The sequence below is a fragment of the Verrucosispora sp. NA02020 genome, from assembly GCF_013364215.1.
GTDB lineage: Bacteria > Actinomycetota > Actinomycetes > Mycobacteriales > Micromonosporaceae > Micromonospora.
In genome coordinates this window covers 1,344,434-1,359,657 of record NZ_CP054923.1, presented here as the reverse complement: position 1 = coordinate 1,359,657, position 15,224 = coordinate 1,344,434, and the positions used below count along the sequence as shown (strand labels likewise).

The window sequence follows — 15,224 nt, the reverse complement described above, 5'->3', positions numbered from 1 at the left end:
CGGGCCGCTCAGATGTCCAGCGAGATGATGCCGTAGTCGTAGGCGTGCCGTCGGTAGACCACACTCGGCCGGCCGGACTCCTTGTCCTGGAACAGGTAGAAGTCGTGGCCGACCAGTTCCATCTGGAAGAGGGCGTCGTCGACGGTCATCGGCTCGGCGGGGTGGACCTTCTCCCGGGCGATGTGCCAGGGCTGTTCCGCCTCGTGTTCCTCCTCCGGCCGCTCGGCCACGGCGGTGGCGGTGCCGGACTCCGCAGGCGCGGCGAGCGCGGGCAGGTCGGTCACCGGCAGGCCGGCGGTGGCGGCGGCGACCGAGATCGGTGTGTGCCGCCCACGGTGTACGCGACGCCGGTCGGCCGCACGACGCAGCCGGGCGTCGAGCTTGGCGATGGCCGCGTCGAGCGCACTGTAGAAGTCGTCGGTGCAGGCCTCCGCCCGGATTACCGGGCCCCGGGAGTAGCAGGTGATCTCCACCCGCTGGCAGTGATCGGCCTGGCGCGGATTGCGCTCGTGGAACAGCTCCACATCGACACGAATAAGTTTGTGGTCGTAGCGTTCGATCTTCGCGAGTTTGTCTGCGACATGTACCCGGTAGTGATCCGGCACTTCGACGTTACGGCCCTTGACCACGATGTCCACGTGACCTCCCTCGATCGGATGGTCTTCGATCCGAGAAACCCGGTCGCGCGTGGCGGGGACGACCCCAGTCGGCGTCGACCGGTCAATACGGCTACGCCTCCTCTCACCGCCGGGGGTGGGTGGAATCGCCTTCCTACCCCCGACAGGCAAACGCTAACTCCTGTTCGCCCGGCCGTCACCCCCCGTCGCCAAGACCACCGGGTGATTTCCACAGCTCATACACGAAGGGGTGAAACGGAAACACAATCGGTTACGGTTGGCGCCTTCGCGCGGTCGCCGCGAGCACTGTCGCCACCGAGGGCGACCATCCGTGCGCGGTCAGCACCCGGCTGATCGCCGCCAGGGTGGCCCCGGTGGTGACGATGTCGTCGAGCAGCACCACCCGCGTCCCGTCCGGCACCGCCCCGAGGCCGGGGCGCATCCGGAACGCCGCCGCCGCGGCCTCGGCCCGACCGGCGCTGTCCAGCGTGACCGAGTCCGGACGCGGCATGGCGCGCAGCGCCCGACCGACCCGCACCGGCCAGCCCGCCGCGCGGAGCCGGTGGGCACAGTGGCGGGTCAACCGGCCGAGGTGGTCGCCGTACCGGGCCCGGGCCGCCGCCGGGGTGTCCGGCACCGGCACCAGCAGCACCGGGCCGACCGGGCCGACCGCCGCGGCCACGACCTCGGCGAGCAGGGCGCCGAGCGGGCGGGCCAGGCCGTGGCGGCCGTGGTCCTTGTACGCCAGCAGGATCTCCCGCAGCGGCCCGCCGTACGGGCCCAGGGCGTGACAGGGCGGCAGTCCGGGTGGGGCGGGGACCGGCCGCACCGGCCCGGGACGCAGCGCGCCGAGCGTGGCGACGCAGTCGGGACACACGCCGTGCCGCAGTCCCGACCGGCGTTCCCGACATCCGGCGCAGTCGGCGGGCAGCACCAGATCGGTCAGGTCCGCCCAGAGCCCGGCCAGCACGGGTGAGACCCTAGTAGAGGAAGAAGGGAGCGGTGGGGTTGCCCGGGCGCACCCCGGCGGGCGGCGGGGTGACGTCCTGGACCTGGTCCCGCACGATCCGCTCGAACGGGTTGCTGCGGTACGCGACGCCGTTGGCCTCGTACATGAACGAGCCCGCGTACGGGGAGAGCGGCATCGTCGGGTACGCGGCCACGTGACTCACCTCGGCTCCGGCGTCCTCCCGCAGCGGGGTCTCCAGGGCGCCGTCCACGCTGACCTCGTAGATCGCCGGTCGCCCCGCCGAACCGGCCACCAGCAGCCGGTTCTCCGCGCCCCAGTCGACCGCCGTCGGCCGGGTCAACGAGGTGACCAGACGCCGCGTCGGGCCGACCGTGGGCACGCCGCCCTCCCAGCTGATCGCCGCCACGTGCAGCGCACCGTCGACGATCAGGGCGACCCGGTGCCCGTCCAGCGCCGCCGCGACCCCGCCGACCTGACCCGGCAGGCCCAGTTGCACCGGCCGCAGCGCCGCCTGGTCGTCGAAGCGGTACAGCCGGTTGTCGGCGACCACCAGCCCGTACGGGCGGCCGTGGTCGCTGCGGAGCCACACCGGACGGCTGATCGCGGCGTGGCCACGGGCCGGTTCGGTCACGAAGTTCTCTACCACGTCCCGGCCCCGCCCGACGCTGAGTCGCTGTCGGCCGTCCGCGCCGGTCACCACCAGGGCGGCCAGCACGTCGGGGCCGGCCCGCCGCAGCCCGGCGGAGACGATGTCGCGGTTCGACTCGGCGGCCACCGGGACCGGCCGGTTCGACTCGCTGGTGACGGCCAGCCCGTGGATCGCTCCGTCGTAGACGCAGTACCGGGCGGTGCCGTCGAGCGTGTAGAGCGGGTTCGACGACCGCTGTCCACCCAGGTCGACGACCTTGCGGGACTGGTTCAGGATCTTGATCTCGACGGTGCCGTCCAGCTCCGGCAGGGACCAGGCCAGTTGGGTGGCGAGCTGCTCCAGACGCCCCTCGTCGGCACCGGGCATGTCCAGGTTGACCTCCCACCGGCCGTCCGCGCCGGTGGCATTGTTGATCATCTCGGTGCGGTCGGGCAGGCCGGAGGCGCCGGCCCGCAGCCACTCCGAAGGCCCTGCGGTCAACCAGCGGACCACCTCGCTGACCCGGCGTTCGGCGGGCACCACCGAGGAGAGGTACCGCTGGTCGGGCACGAGCCGGGTGCGGTCGGAGTTCCAGAAGTAGATGGACTGGGCCTGGTAGTAGCGGCGCAGGGCCTCGTCGCTGAGCAGCAGCACGTTGGGCGGGTCGCTGACATAGAAGCCGGCGTCGTCCTGGCCTGCCGGACCGGCGCTGATCAGCCGGAACTCGTAGGTCGACTCGGTGGCCAACGGTGGCACCAGCATGCCGTTGGCCCGCAGCAGGCCGACCTGCTGGACGGTGATGGTGACCTTCATGCTATCGACGTCCGGCTCGATCACCGGATCGTCGGTCAGGCGGACCACCGACAGCGCCACCTCGCTGCCCTGCCGCTCCTGCAGGCTGGGCTTGTCGGCCGCCGCGATGAACTGCTTGACCCGCTCGTACGCCCGGTCCGGCTCGCCCGCGGCGGCGGCCAGGAAGTTGCGGACGAACGCCTCGGCGTCGCTCCCGCTGGCCGTCCGGGTCGGCGGCTCGCTGCCCCGTCCCAGCGACCAGCTCGCCTCGGCCGCCGGCCCACGCTGCTCGACCTGCACCTCGGAGTGATCCGGGATGCCGCAACCCGCGGTGAGGGCCAGCGCCAGGACGACGCCGAACACGGCACCGGTGACCCGACGCCTCACGACCCCACCTCCGCGCGCTGCTCGGGCACGGTCGGGGTGGCGCCGCCACCGGCCGCCGGTGTGACGGTGAGCCCACCGGCCGGCCCCGGGCCGATGGCCAGCAGGCTTCCGGCGGGGGCACCGCCGAACGGCAGCGTCGCGTCGGCCGGCACCAGGCGCAGCGGCGAGGTGGTCAACCGGTCACCGGCCCGCGCCGGCAGGGTGAGCCGGAACTGGGCACCCTGCCCGGGTGCGCCCCACGCCTCCAGCCAGCCGCCGTGCAGCCGGGCGTCCTCCAGGCTGATCGACAGCCCCAGCCCGGTGCCACCGGTCTGCCGGGCCCGCGACGGGTCGGCCCGCCAGAACCGGTTGAACACCAGCTTCTCCTCGCCGGGCTTGAGCCCGACGCCGTGGTCCCGGACGGTGAGCGCCACGGCGGTCTCGTCCATCCCCAGCGTGATCCGCACCGGCCGGCCCTCACCGTGCTCCACGGCGTTGCCGACCAGGTTGCGCAGCACCCGCTCGACCCGGCGCGGGTCGATCTCGGCGATCACCGGGGCGGACGGCACGTCCAACTCGATCGTCACCCCGACCCGCTCGGCCAGCCCGGAGAGCCGGTCCACCACCCGGTGCACCACCGGCACCAGGTCGGTCGGCTCGGAGTCGAGCACCGCGAAACCGGCGTCGAACCGGCTGATCTCCAGCAGGTCGGTCAGCAGCTCCTCGAACCGGTCCAGCTCGGCCTGGAGCAGCTCGGCGCTGCGGGCCACCGCCGGATCGAACTCGTCGCGCTCGGCGAAGATCAGGTCGGCGGCCATCCGGACCGTGGTCAGCGGCGTCCGCAGCTCGTGCGAGACGTCCGAGGTGAACCGGCGTTGCAGCCGGGACATCTCCTCCAGCCGCAGGATCTGTCGTTGCAGGTTGGTGGCCATCTGGTTGAACGAGGCGGCGAGCAGGGCCAGGTCGTCCTCGCCGTTGACCGCCATCCGCTGGTCGAGCAGGCCGGCGGAGAGCCGCTGGGCGGTCCGGGCGGCGACCCGCACCGGCAGCACCACGAGCCGGGTCACCAGCGCGGCGAGCACGCCGAGCAGCAGCACCAGGGCGACCCCGGTGGCGACCACGGTGGCCCGGGCCTGACCGGACGTCACGTCCTGCACCGTCAGCGGCACGAAGTAGTAGAGCTCCACCTGGCCGAACTGGGTCGGCACCGGCGTGCCGTAGACCAGGTACTTCGTGTTGTCGTCGCTGGTGAGCCGCCCGGTGACGATCTGGTTGGCCACGTTGCCATCGGTGACCGCGGCCCGCAGCTCGGGGCTGATCAGCGGCCGGACGTTCACCGACGGCGACGTGCGGGGCTCGATCACCCCGGGGTAGCTGTCCGCGGTGAGGGCCACCACGACGCCGCTGTTCTGCTGGGGGTCACCGCCGGCCAGGTAGTTGACCGTGCCGTCGATGGTCTCCTGGAGCTGGGCCTCCTGCGGCTGACCGTAGAGACTGAACTGCTTGGCCGCGTACTCGGCGCCGTTCGTCAGCCGGAGCTGGACGTCGGTCTTGGCGTTGTCCAGCAGGATGTTGGTGATCTTGTCGGCGATGAGGAACGCGAACCCGCCCACCAGCAGGCTGGAGACCACCAGGGTGATGGTCACCACCCGGACCTGCAACGAGCGCCGCCAGGTCTGGTGCAGCCCGGCGACGAGCCGGGCCGCCCGGCCGCTGAGCCCACGCCACAACTCCCACGCGGCACCTCGCCGGTGGGACGTCGTGTCAAGATCCGGTAGCGGGGAGTTGGTCACAGTGCGACCAGGCTATCCGGTACCCGCCTTGTAACCCACGCCGCGCACGGTGAGGATGATTTCCGGGCGCTCCGGATCCGGTTCGATCTTGGCACGCAGCCGCTGCACGTGCACGTTCACCAACCTGGTGTCCGCCGCGTGCCGGTATCCCCACACCTGCTCCAGCAGCACCTCGCGGGTGAAGACCTGGCGCGGCTTGCGGGCGAGCGCGACCAGCAGGTCGAACTCCAGCGGCGTCAGCTTCACCTCCTCGTCGTTGCGGCTGACGGTGTGCGCCGGCACGTCGATGGAGATCTGGTTGCCGGGCGGACCGATGGTGAGCATCTCCGGCGCCGCGTCCTCGCCCCGCCGCAGCCGCGCCCGCATCCGGGCGACAAGCTCCTTGGGCTTGAACGGCTTCACCACGTAGTCGTCCGCCCCGGACTCCAGGCCGAGCACGACGTCGACCGTGTCGCTCTTGGCGGTGAGCATGACGATCGGTACGCCGGATTCGGCCCGGATGGCCCGCGCCACGTCGATTCCGCTCATTCCGGGCAACATGAGGTCGAGCAGGACGATATCGGGCCGGTTGTCGCGGAACGCGGCCAATGCCCGTTCCCCGTCCGCCACGAAGGACGGCATGAAGCCTTCACTGCGCAGCACGATGCCGAGCATCTCGGCGAGCGCAGGATCGTCGTCGACCACCAGTACCCGGGCTCTCATGGGGTTAATGTTTCCATCCCGTCAGTTCGGTGGACTCGGCGTCACCCGGCACGCTACTGCCGGAGTACACGCAGTGCCCAGCACCGGCCGGTTGCACCGCTCGCGCGAGCCACCCCGGGCCGGGCCTGCACCCGGGCGGACCGCGCGTGTCAACATGATCCCCGGGTGCGCCGCCGCGCGCCACCATCCACGCCTCCCAGGAGTACGCGTGCCCGAAGCAGGCCCCATCGCCGTGCTCCCCGGCCGCCCGCTCACCGTCGGTGAACTCCTCGACTCCGCCGTGCTCCTGCTACGCCACCACGCCCCGACGCTGCTCCCCCTCGCCGCCGTACTCGCCGTCGGCGAGCAGTTCCTCCTGCTGCCCCTGCGTACCGCCCTCGGTGTCGGCCCACCACTGTGGTGGCTGCCGAACCTCAACAATCTCGGCGGGTTCTGGCTGCTGCTCGCGCTCGGCGCGGCGACCGAGGCGATGATCGTCGTGCTGCTCGGCAACCCGGCCGCCCGGGCCGCCGGCGGCGCGCTGCTCGGTCACCGCCGCACCGCCCGGCACCTGGTACGCCCGACCGGTGGCCGGTGGGGCGCGACCCTGCTGCTCGCCCTGCTGGTGGGCGCCGCGATGCTGTTCCTGGCCCTGCTCGGCCCGGCGTGGTTCGTCGGATGGGCCCTGCTCGGCGCGGTGGCCCCCGCCCTCGTGCTCGACCGGGTCACGCCACCGCGTGCCCTCACCCGCTCCGCCTCGCTCGCCCTGCGGATCGAGGGTCGCGCCGCCGCCCTGCGGACCCTCGGCTACCTGGTCTGGTGGATCCTCCGGGTCGGTCTCGGCTGGGGCATGTTCCTCGGGCTCTCCTCCCTCGGCCTGATCGAGGGTGAGGGCGCCCTGGTCGTCGCCGCGACCCTGCTCTGGGCCGCGGTCAACACCGTCGCGTACGCCGCACTGGCGTGTCTGGACGCCGTCCTCCACCTGGAGACCCGGATCCGCACCGAGGGGCTGGACATCCACCTGTCCCGGGTACCGGCCGACGCGGCACCGGCAGCCCTGGCGGTGCGCGGATGAACCCGAGCCGATGGTGGACCGAGACCACGGCGGCACTCGGCGACCTTGTCCCGCTGCCGCTGGCCGCACTGGCGCTGGCGCTGGTCACGGCCCTGGTCGCGGCCGGCTGGTACACCTTCCCGCGCTGGGTGCCCCGGCGGATTCCCCGACTGCGTCGCCGTACCCGCAACCGGCCGGAGCGCGTCGAGACCGTGAGTGCGGCACCCGCGCCCGCCGTCGTCGACGTGCCGCCCTCGGCCGTGTCGCCGGTGGCCGCCTCCGACCTGGCCGACCGGCTCTCCGCCGACGGCCGCTACGCCGAGGCCGTCCGGGAACGACTGCGGGCCATGCTCCACGACCTCACCGACCGGCGCGTGGTCTGGATCCGGCCGGGCATGACCGTCGGCGAGGTCGTCACCGCCGCCGGCGCCAACCGCCCGCCCGTCGGCCCGCCGCTCGCCGCCGCGGCGGACATCTTCTCCGAACTCTGGTACGCCCAACGCGGCGCCACCGTCGACCACGACCACCGGATGCGCGAGCACGCCGACCGGCTGCGCCACGTACTCGCCACCGACGAGTCGGCGGAGGTCACGTGGTGACGCCCCGGGCCACCCGTCGCCGGCACCGGGTGGTGATCCCGGTCGTCCTCGCCGCGCTGCTGTTCACCGTCACCCTGGTCAGTCGCGAGTTCGACCAGCCCGACCAGACCGACCCGGGCTTCCTCTCGCCGGTGTCCACCGCGGACGACGGCGGCAGCCGGCTCGCGGCCAGCCTGGCCCGCAACGGCGTGGTGGTGCAGCGGGAGACCGAGACCGTGCAGGCACTACGGGCCACCCGGGGCACGCCGGCCACCCTGTTCGTCCCGGCACCCGAACTGCTGCACCCGCGTACCGTCGACGACCTCGGCCTGCTGCCCGCCGGCACCCGCCTGGTGCTGGTCGACCCGCCCCGGCGGGTGCTGGACGCCGCCGGGCTGCCGATCCGGCCCGCCGCCCGGCGGTGGGCGGCGCGGGCGGTCGCCCCGCACCACGACGGGCGGCCCTGCCCGCTGGCCGCGATGGCCGGCGTCGGCACCGCCGCCGTCACCCGGGCGCGGTACGCGCCCACCGGGGCCGTGGAACCCGTCGAGCTCTGCTTCTCCGCCGGCCTGGCCCGGTTGCCGGGCCCCAGCGAGAGCCTGGTGGTGGGTGCCAGCGACCCGTTCCGCAACAGCCGCATCGACGAGTGGGACAACCACGCCTTCGCCACCGGCCTGCTCGCCGGCACCGGCCGGGTGGTCTGGCTCGACCTGGACGGTCCCGCGCCACCACCGCCCGAGCCGCCGCCGGGCCCGGCCTCCCCGCCACCGGACCCGACCGACTCCGGGTACGGCGGGCCCGAGGGCGACGCGGACGTGGGCACCGCCGACGGCGAGGGGAACGCCTCCGGTGACCGGTCCGGGCGGGACTCCTCCGGACCGGGCCGCTCCGGCCAGGACGACTCGACCAACCCGCTCTGGTCCGCCTTCCCGCCCTGGTTCTGGGCGCTGCTGCTGCAACTGCTCCTGGCCGCCCTGCTCGTCGGTGTCTGGCGAGCCCGGCGACTCGGACCGCCGACGCCGGAGCCGTTGCCGGTGACCGTCCCCGCCGCCGAGACGGTGCGCGGACGAGCCCGCCTCTATCAGCGGGCGCAGGCTCACGAGAGCGCCGCCGAGACGCTGCGGGCCGCCGCCCGGACCCGGTTGGCCCGCCGGCTGCACCTGCCCGCCGACACCGGGCACGAGGGCGTGGCCGCCGCCGTGTCGGCCCGTACCGGCGCTCCCCGGGAGATCGTCGACCGCCTGCTGCACGGTCCGCCGCCCACCACCGACCAGGACCTGCTGGACCTGGCCACCGGCCTGGACCGGGCGGCCCGCACCGACGACGCCGATCCGGCCCGGCCTCGACCGTCACCCCCCGTACCGCAGCCCCGATCCGAAGGAGACCCCCGGTGACCCGACCCGCCACCACCGCCGACCCGCTCGCCGCCGACCCCGCCCGGGCCGCGCTGCACCGGTTGCGCGCCGAGGTGGCCAAGGCGGTCGTCGGGCAGGACGCCGTCGTCGCCGGCCTCGTCGTCGCGCTGCTCTGCCGGGGCCACGTCCTGCTGGAGGGCGTACCGGGGGTGGCCAAGACGCTGCTGGTGCGTACGCTGGCCGCCGCGTTGGACCTCACGGCCCGGCGGGTGCAGTTCACCCCGGACCTGATGCCCGGAGACGTCACCGGCTCGATGGTCTTCGACTCGCGGACCGCGGCGTTCACCTTCCGCGAAGGACCGGTCTTCACCAACCTGCTGCTCGCCGACGAGATCAACCGGACCCCGCCGAAGACCCAGTCCGCGCTGCTCGAAGTGATGGAGGAACGGCAGGTCACCGTCGAGGGCGAGCGCCGTGGCCTACCCGACCCGTTCATCGTCGTCGCCACCCAGAACCCGGTGGAGTACGAGGGCACCTATCCGCTGCCGGAAGCCCAGCTGGACCGTTTCCTGCTCAAGCTGACCGTGCCGCTGCCCAACCGGGACGAGGAGTTGGGGGTGCTCCGCGCCCACCACGCCGGCTTCGACCCGGGCGACCTGGCCGGCGTCGGTGTGGGCCCGGTGGCCGGTGCCGCCGACCTCGCCACGGCCCGCGCGGCGGTGAGCCGGGTGCACGTCGCCGAGCCGCTGCTCGGGTACATCGTCGACCTGTGCCGGGCCACCCGGGCCGTACCCGCGCTGGAACTGGGCGCCTCGCCCCGTGGCGCCACCGGTCTGCTCGGCGCCGCCAAGGCGTGGGCCTGGCTCAGCGGCCGCGACCACGTGGTGCCCGACGACGTCAAGGCGATGGCCCGGCCCACCCTGCGGCACCGGCTCCGGCTGCGCCCCGAGGCGGAACTGGAGGGTGTCGCGGTCGACGCCGTACTGGACACGGTGCTGGCCACCGTGCCGACCCCGCGATGACCTGGCGGGCGGCGGCGCTGCTCGCGGTGGGCGCGCTGACCCTGCCGCTGTGGCCGGCTCCCTTCGTCGGGGTGGCGGTGATGGTCGGTGCGGTCCTGCTGCTGCTCGTCGTGGATCTCGCGCTCGCCGCGCCGCTACGGTCGCTCACCGCCTCGCGGGAGGGCGAACGGTCCGTCCGACTCGGCGGGACCGCCACCGTCGTCCTGCACCTGGGCAATCCCTCCGGTCGGCCGCTGCGCGCCCAGGTCCGCGACGCCTGGGTGCCGTCGGCCGGGGCCCGGCCCGACGTGCCGTCGAACCGGGTGGTGCAGGTCGCCCCCGGCACGGTGGTGGCGCTGCCCAGCCGGCTGACCCCGACCCGCCGGGGTGACCGGCCCGCCGTGACGCTCACGGTCCGCTCGCTCGGGCCGCTCGGGCTGGCGTTCCGGCAGTGGAGCGGTCGACCGGTGACACCGCCGTGGACCCTGCGGGTGCTGCCCCGCTTCGACTCGCGGCGGCACCTGCCCGAGAAGCTGGCCCGGCTGCGGGTCATCGACGGCCGCCAGGTCGGCCGGGGACGCGGCGCGGGCACCGAGTTCGACACGCTGCGCGAGTACGTGCCCGGCGACGACGTGCGGTCCGTCGACTGGCGGGCCACCGCCCGCCGGGGCGAGGTGCTGGTCCGGACCTGGCGCCCCGAGCGGGACCGACGGGTGGTCTGCGTGCTGGACACCGGACGGACGTCGGCGGTGCGCCTCGGGGACGAGCCTCGGCTGGACACCTCGATCGAGGCGGCGCTGCTGCTCACCGCACTGGCCACCCGGGCCGGTGACCGGGTCGACGTGTTCGCCGCCGACGCCGTGCCCCGGGCGTCGGTCAGCGGCGCCGAACGACCGGCGCAGTGGAGCCGACTGGCGCACGCGCTGGCGCCGCTGCAACCCGCCCTGGTGGAGACCGACTTCCGTCTGATCGCGGGCGAGCTGCTGCGCCGGCACCGTCCACGCAGCCTGGTAGTCCTGCTCACCGCGCTGGAGCCCGGCGCCCTCGGCGAGGGTCTGCTGCCGGTGCTGCCCCGGCTGGCCGCCCGGCACCGGGTGGTGGTGGCAGCAGCCCAGGACCCGGTGCTCGCCACGCTCACCACCGGGCCGCCCCGGCAGGTCGAGGACGCCTACACGGCCGCCGCCGCCTGGCGCACGCTCGCCGAACGTGACCGACTCACGGCCGCCCTGACCGGCCACGACGTCACCGTCATCGACGCTCCCGCGCCACAGCTCGCCGCCGCGCTGACCGACGCCTACCTGCGGCTCAAGTTCACCGGCCAACTCTGATCCGCCCGGCACCCGCCTCAGTGCTGCACGGCAGGAGAATCGCCAGCGGCGCCCCTGGTCCGGGAGCCGAGCACGAAGACGTACGTGAGGAAGGCGAGCCAGGCGGTGGCGCCGACGGCGATACGCAGAGCCGTCGGCACCGGGGCGGGGGTGACGAAGGCTTCGATCAGCGCCGAGATCGCGAAGACCACCACCAGGCCGAGGGCGACCACGACGCCGTCGCGACCCGCCCGGGCCACCGCCTGTCCCCGGGTGAGCTGCTCCGGCGGCGCGATCCACGCCCACCCGAGACGCAACCCGACTCCGGCGGCCACGAACACCCCGGTCAGTTCCAGCAGCCCGTGCGGGGTGATCAGGCCGAAGAAGACGTCCCCCCGGCCGTACCCGACCATGACGCCGCCGACCACGCCGATGTTCACCACGTTCTGCCACAGCAGATACACCACCGGGACGACCAGCACACCCGCCGCCAGGCACTTGGCGGCCAGCCAGGCGTTGTGCGTCCAGAGGTGGAAGGCGAAGGTCGGCGCGGAGAACTCGGTGTAGTAGCCGGCGAAGCCGGACTCGACCAGGTGGGCGGCCTCCGCCTCGCCGACGAACGCCGCCGCCGTCTCCGGATTGTCCGCCACGAACCCGATCAGGGTGAAGGTGAGCAGCGTGAAGGCGGTCGCCACCGCGCACCACCAGGGTGCCGCGCGCCAGACCGCACCGGGGAAGTCCACCAGCACGAACCGCCGGACGATCGCCCACGAGGGACGCGGCCGGTCGGTGAGGCGCGCCCGCGCCCGGAGCACCACCTGGGAGAGCTGACCGACCAGCGCCGGATCGGGCGAGCGACTGCGCAGCATGGAGAGCTGGGTGGTGGCCCGCTGGTAGAGCGCGACCAGTTCGTCGACCTCGTCGACGGTCAGTCGTCGGCGGCCGGAGAGCTGGTCCAGCCGGCGCCACTCCCCGCCGTGCTCGGCGACGTACGCGTCGAGATCCACCGTCCACCCCCGTCCGCGCGATCATAGTGTTCACTGTGCGGGTGAGCACAGCAGCATCGCGACCGTGGAACGCCCCGGCCTGGGGCGACGCCGAGCTGGTCAGCGGTGAGGCGGTGGAGCTGGACGTACGGGCCGCCCGGATCGGCTCGCGGGTGCTCGCGCTGCTGCTCGACGTGCTGATCCAACTGCTGTTCGGCCTGCTGCTGGCCGCGCTCGTCGGGTTGGGTCTGGCCGCCCTGCCGCACGGCGCGATCGACGCGGCCACCGAACGGGCGCTGCTCACCATCGGGGTGGTGCTGCTGCTGGTGGGCTACCCGGTGCTGTTCGAGCAGCTCCACCACGGCCGGACCCCCGGCAAGGCGGCGGTGGGGTTGCGGGTGGTGAGCGTCGACGGCGCCCCGGTCGGGCTGCGCCAGTCGTTGGCCCGGGCGCTGGTCGGGGTGGCCGTCGAGTGGCCCGGTCTGGTGCTGCCGCTGCTGTCCTGGGTGGCCGGGGTCACGGTGATGCTCAGCGACACCCGGGGGCGGCGTCTCGGTGACCTGGTGGCGGGCACCCTGGTCGTGCACACCCGCACCGCGACGTCCTGGCGTCCGGTCCCGGCCACCGTGCCGGCGTTGCGGGAGTGGACGTACACCCTGGACCTGAGCCGGCTCGATCCGAAGCTGGCGCTGGCCACCCGGCAGTACCTGGCCCGGGCCCACCTGTTCACCGGTGCGGCCTCCGACGACCTGGCGTCGCGGCTGTGGCGGGAGGTCGCCACGGTGATCACCCCGCCGCCACCGGGCGGACTGCCGGCGGCGGTCTACCTGGCCGCCGTGCTCGGTGAACGGCACCGGCGGGCCCGGCACCGGCTGGCCGAGGAACGGGTGCTCACCGCCGCACTCTGGCCCCGGCTCGGCCTGCTGCCGCACGCCGACCGGCCGGACGGTCCGGCAAGCGCGCCGCTCGGCGTACCGTGGCCACGGCCCGCCGTCCCCGGGCATCCGGGCGCCGTCCCGCCGGAACCGCCGCGAGCGCCGGTGCCGACCCAGAACCGGCCGGCGGTACGACCGTCCACGCTCGTCGAGTCCGACCAGACGCCGGTGCCCGGTGTCCAGGGCACACCCGGGAGGACCTGATGAGGGGTCTGTTGCCGTGGCTGGCCGTGCTCGGGCTGGTGCTGCTGCTCAGCGCGCTGCGTCTGCGCAGCCTGGCAGCGGTGGTCTCGCTGACCTGGTTGGCCTGGTGCGTCTGGACCTGGGTCCGGCCCACCCGCCGCCAGAACCCGCCCCGCTGACCCACGTGCCGCGCTGACTCGGCTGGCCGTGGGGCCGCCGGCCCCGTTGACCCGGCCCAAAGACGAACGACCGGGCCGGGCCGACCTGAGGTCGACCCGGCCCGGTACGCGTCGGTCAGTAGCGGTAGTGGTCCGGCTTGAACGGGCCCTCCTGGCTGATGCCGAGGTACTCGGCCTGCACCTTGGTGAGCGTGGTCAGCTTGGCGCCGAGCGCGCCCAGGTGCAGCCGCGCGACCTTCTCGTCCAGGTGCTTGGGCAGCACGTACACGCCGATCGGGTACTCGTCGGTCTTGGTGAACAGCTCGATCTGGGCGATCGTCTGGTTGGCGAACGAGTTCGACATCACGAAGCTCGGGTGACCGGTGGCGTTGCCCAGGTTCAGCAGACGACCCTCGGAGAGCACGATGATCGAGTGCCCGTCGTCGAACGTCCAGAGGTCGACCTGCGGCTTGATGTTCTCCCGGGTGACGTCCGAGCGCTTGGCCAGACCGGCCATGTCGATCTCGTTGTCGAAGTGACCGATGTTGCCGACGATGGCCTGGTGCTTCATCCGGGCCATGTGCTCGTTGGTGATCACGTCGAAGCAACCGGTGGCGGTGATGAAGATGTCCGCCTGCTCGACGACGTCCTCCAGGGTGGCGACCTGGTAGCCGTCCATCGCCGCCTGGAGCGCGCAGATCGGGTCGACCTCGGTCACCACGACCCGGGCGCCCTGGCCGCGCAGCGACTCGGCGCAGCCCTTGCCCACGTCGCCGTAGCCGAGCACGACCGCCATCTTGCCGCCGATCAGCACGTCGGTGGCGCGGTTGATGCCGTCGATGAGCGAGTGGCGGCAGCCGTACTTGTTGTCGAACTTGCTCTTGGTCACCGAGTCGTTGACGTTGATGGCCGGGAAGAGCAGCGTGCCGTTGCGGTGCATCTCGTAGAGCCGGTGCACACCGGTGGTGGTCTCCTCGGTCACGCCCTTGATGTCGGCCGCGATCCGGGTCCAGCGTCCGCCGTCCTCGGCGATCGTCCGGTGCAGCAGGCCGAGGATGACCGCGTACTCCTCGGAGTCGGCGGACTCGACCGGCGGCACCGCGCCGGCCTTGGAGAACTCGGCACCCTTGTGCACCAGCAGGGTGGCGTCGCCGCCGTCGTCGAGGATCATGTTGGGCCCGTGCCCGTCCGGCCAGGCCAGCACCTGCTCGGTGCACCACCAGTACTCCTCCAGCGTCTCGCCCTTCCAGGCGTAGACCGGGACACCGGAGGGTGCGTCGGGGGTGCCGTCCGGGCCGACCACGATCGCGGCGGCGGCGTGGTCCTGGGTGGAGAAGATGTTGCAGGACGCCCAGCGGACCTGCGCGCCGAGCGCGACCAGGGTCTCGATGAGGACGGCGGTCTGGATCGTCATGTGCAGCGAGCCGGTGATCCGGGCGCCCGCGAGCGGCTGCGCCTCGGCGAACTCACGACGGATCGCCATCAGGCCGGGCATCTCGTGCTCCGCGAGACGGATCTCCTTGCGCCCGAACTCGGCGAGCGACAGGTCTGCCACCTTGTAGTCGCCCTCGGCGAGGGTACGCGGGCGGGCCTCGGACGACGTTCCGCTGCCGGACGCCGGGAGGGTGCTGGTCATGAATGCTCCTGTCGGACGATGTGCTGCGCAACCACCAACCTTACGCGCGCTGTCCGCTGCGGGACGGCCTGGTTGCGGACAGCACACGGGGCGGTCGGTCGTGGACGTGTGCCGCCCAGTCCCGCCCGCCCCGTGCATCCCCCCGGTTTGGTTCCCCGCGCGTTCTCGGACCTTCGTCGCGATA

At 73.3% G+C, this 15,224-nt stretch carries 14 protein-coding genes; 7 read left to right on the top strand and 7 right to left on the bottom strand.

The genetic code is table 11. From position 1 onward, the window contains the following. Window positions 1-8: 8 nt before the first annotated feature. From raiA to mtrA, 5 genes are all read right to left on the bottom strand, one after another. Window positions 9-638 (bottom strand): ribosome-associated translation inhibitor RaiA, encoded by a 630-nt coding sequence (gene raiA, locus HUT12_RS05885; RefSeq protein ID WP_131057878.1) that lies wholly within the window; start codon window positions 636-638, stop codon window positions 9-11. Between the two features lie 250 nt (window positions 639-888). Beyond that, the gene (locus tag HUT12_RS05880) at window positions 889-1,587 is read right to left on the bottom strand and encodes a ComF family protein (RefSeq protein ID WP_176092731.1); all 699 of its coding nucleotides are present in this window, start codon (window positions 1,585-1,587) and stop codon (window positions 889-891) included. A gap of 10 nt (window positions 1,588-1,597) precedes the next feature. Next, on the bottom strand, window positions 1,598-3,394 hold the full coding sequence (locus HUT12_RS05875; protein ID WP_176092730.1) for an LpqB family beta-propeller domain-containing protein: 1,797 nt from the start codon (window positions 3,392-3,394) through the stop codon (window positions 1,598-1,600). Continuing rightward, window positions 3,391-5,166, bottom strand: coding sequence for an MtrAB system histidine kinase MtrB (mtrB, locus tag HUT12_RS05870; RefSeq protein ID WP_131055352.1), 1,776 nt, complete (start codon window positions 5,164-5,166; stop codon window positions 3,391-3,393). Before mtrB ends, HUT12_RS05875 begins: the two co-directional genes overlap by 4 nt. A gap of 12 nt (window positions 5,167-5,178) precedes the next feature. After that, a complete protein-coding gene (gene mtrA, locus HUT12_RS05865) occupies window positions 5,179-5,868 on the bottom strand; it encodes an MtrAB system response regulator MtrA (RefSeq protein ID WP_131055354.1) in 690 nt (229 codons plus the stop codon). A 208-nt stretch (window positions 5,869-6,076) separates the two neighbouring features. Between mtrA and HUT12_RS05860 the strand changes: the two genes are divergently transcribed. From HUT12_RS05860 to HUT12_RS05840, 5 genes are read left to right on the top strand one after another with little or no spacing between them, the layout of a single operon-like run. Then, entirely contained in the window at window positions 6,077-6,922 is an 846-nt protein-coding gene (locus HUT12_RS05860; protein WP_131055356.1) for a hypothetical protein, read from the top strand. Further along, window positions 6,919-7,500, top strand: a complete 582-nt coding sequence (locus tag HUT12_RS05855) for a DUF4129 domain-containing protein (protein WP_176092729.1) — start codon at window positions 6,919-6,921, stop codon at window positions 7,498-7,500. Before HUT12_RS05860 ends, HUT12_RS05855 begins: the two co-directional genes overlap by 4 nt. Then, entirely contained in the window at window positions 7,494-8,873 is a 1,380-nt protein-coding gene (locus tag HUT12_RS05850) for a DUF4350 domain-containing protein (protein ID WP_176092728.1), read from the top strand. The genes HUT12_RS05855 and HUT12_RS05850 overlap by 7 nt, the downstream gene beginning before the upstream one ends. After that, entirely contained in the window at window positions 8,870-9,856 is a 987-nt protein-coding gene (locus tag HUT12_RS05845) for a MoxR family ATPase (RefSeq protein ID WP_176092727.1), read from the top strand. The genes HUT12_RS05850 and HUT12_RS05845 overlap by 4 nt, the downstream gene beginning before the upstream one ends. Then, complete coding sequence (locus HUT12_RS05840) at window positions 9,853-11,163, top strand: DUF58 domain-containing protein (protein WP_176092726.1); 1,311 nt, start codon at window positions 9,853-9,855, stop codon at window positions 11,161-11,163. The genes HUT12_RS05845 and HUT12_RS05840 overlap by 4 nt, the downstream gene beginning before the upstream one ends. Before the next feature lie 17 nt (window positions 11,164-11,180). Here HUT12_RS05840 and HUT12_RS05835 read toward each other — a convergent pair whose 3' ends face one another. Next, window positions 11,181-12,149: a stage II sporulation protein M gene (locus HUT12_RS05835; RefSeq protein WP_176092725.1), complete on the bottom strand. Its 969-nt coding sequence runs from the start codon at window positions 12,147-12,149 to the stop codon at window positions 11,181-11,183. A 41-nt stretch (window positions 12,150-12,190) separates the two neighbouring features. Between HUT12_RS05835 and HUT12_RS05830 the strand changes: the two genes are divergently transcribed. Together HUT12_RS05830 and HUT12_RS05825 are read left to right on the top strand one after the other, a co-directional pair. Further along, a complete protein-coding gene (locus tag HUT12_RS05830; RefSeq protein WP_254876729.1) occupies window positions 12,191-13,267 on the top strand; it encodes an RDD family protein in 1,077 nt (358 codons plus the stop codon). Beyond that, window positions 13,267-13,425, top strand: a complete 159-nt coding sequence (locus tag HUT12_RS05825; RefSeq protein ID WP_162854366.1) for a hypothetical protein — start codon at window positions 13,267-13,269, stop codon at window positions 13,423-13,425. Before HUT12_RS05830 ends, HUT12_RS05825 begins: the two co-directional genes overlap by 1 nt. A gap of 115 nt (window positions 13,426-13,540) precedes the next feature. Here the strand turns inward: HUT12_RS05825 and ahcY are convergent, their stop codons facing one another. Further along, on the bottom strand, window positions 13,541-15,040 hold the full coding sequence (gene ahcY, locus HUT12_RS05820; RefSeq protein WP_176092724.1) for an adenosylhomocysteinase: 1,500 nt from the start codon (window positions 15,038-15,040) through the stop codon (window positions 13,541-13,543). Between the last annotated feature and the right edge of the window lie 184 nt (window positions 15,041-15,224).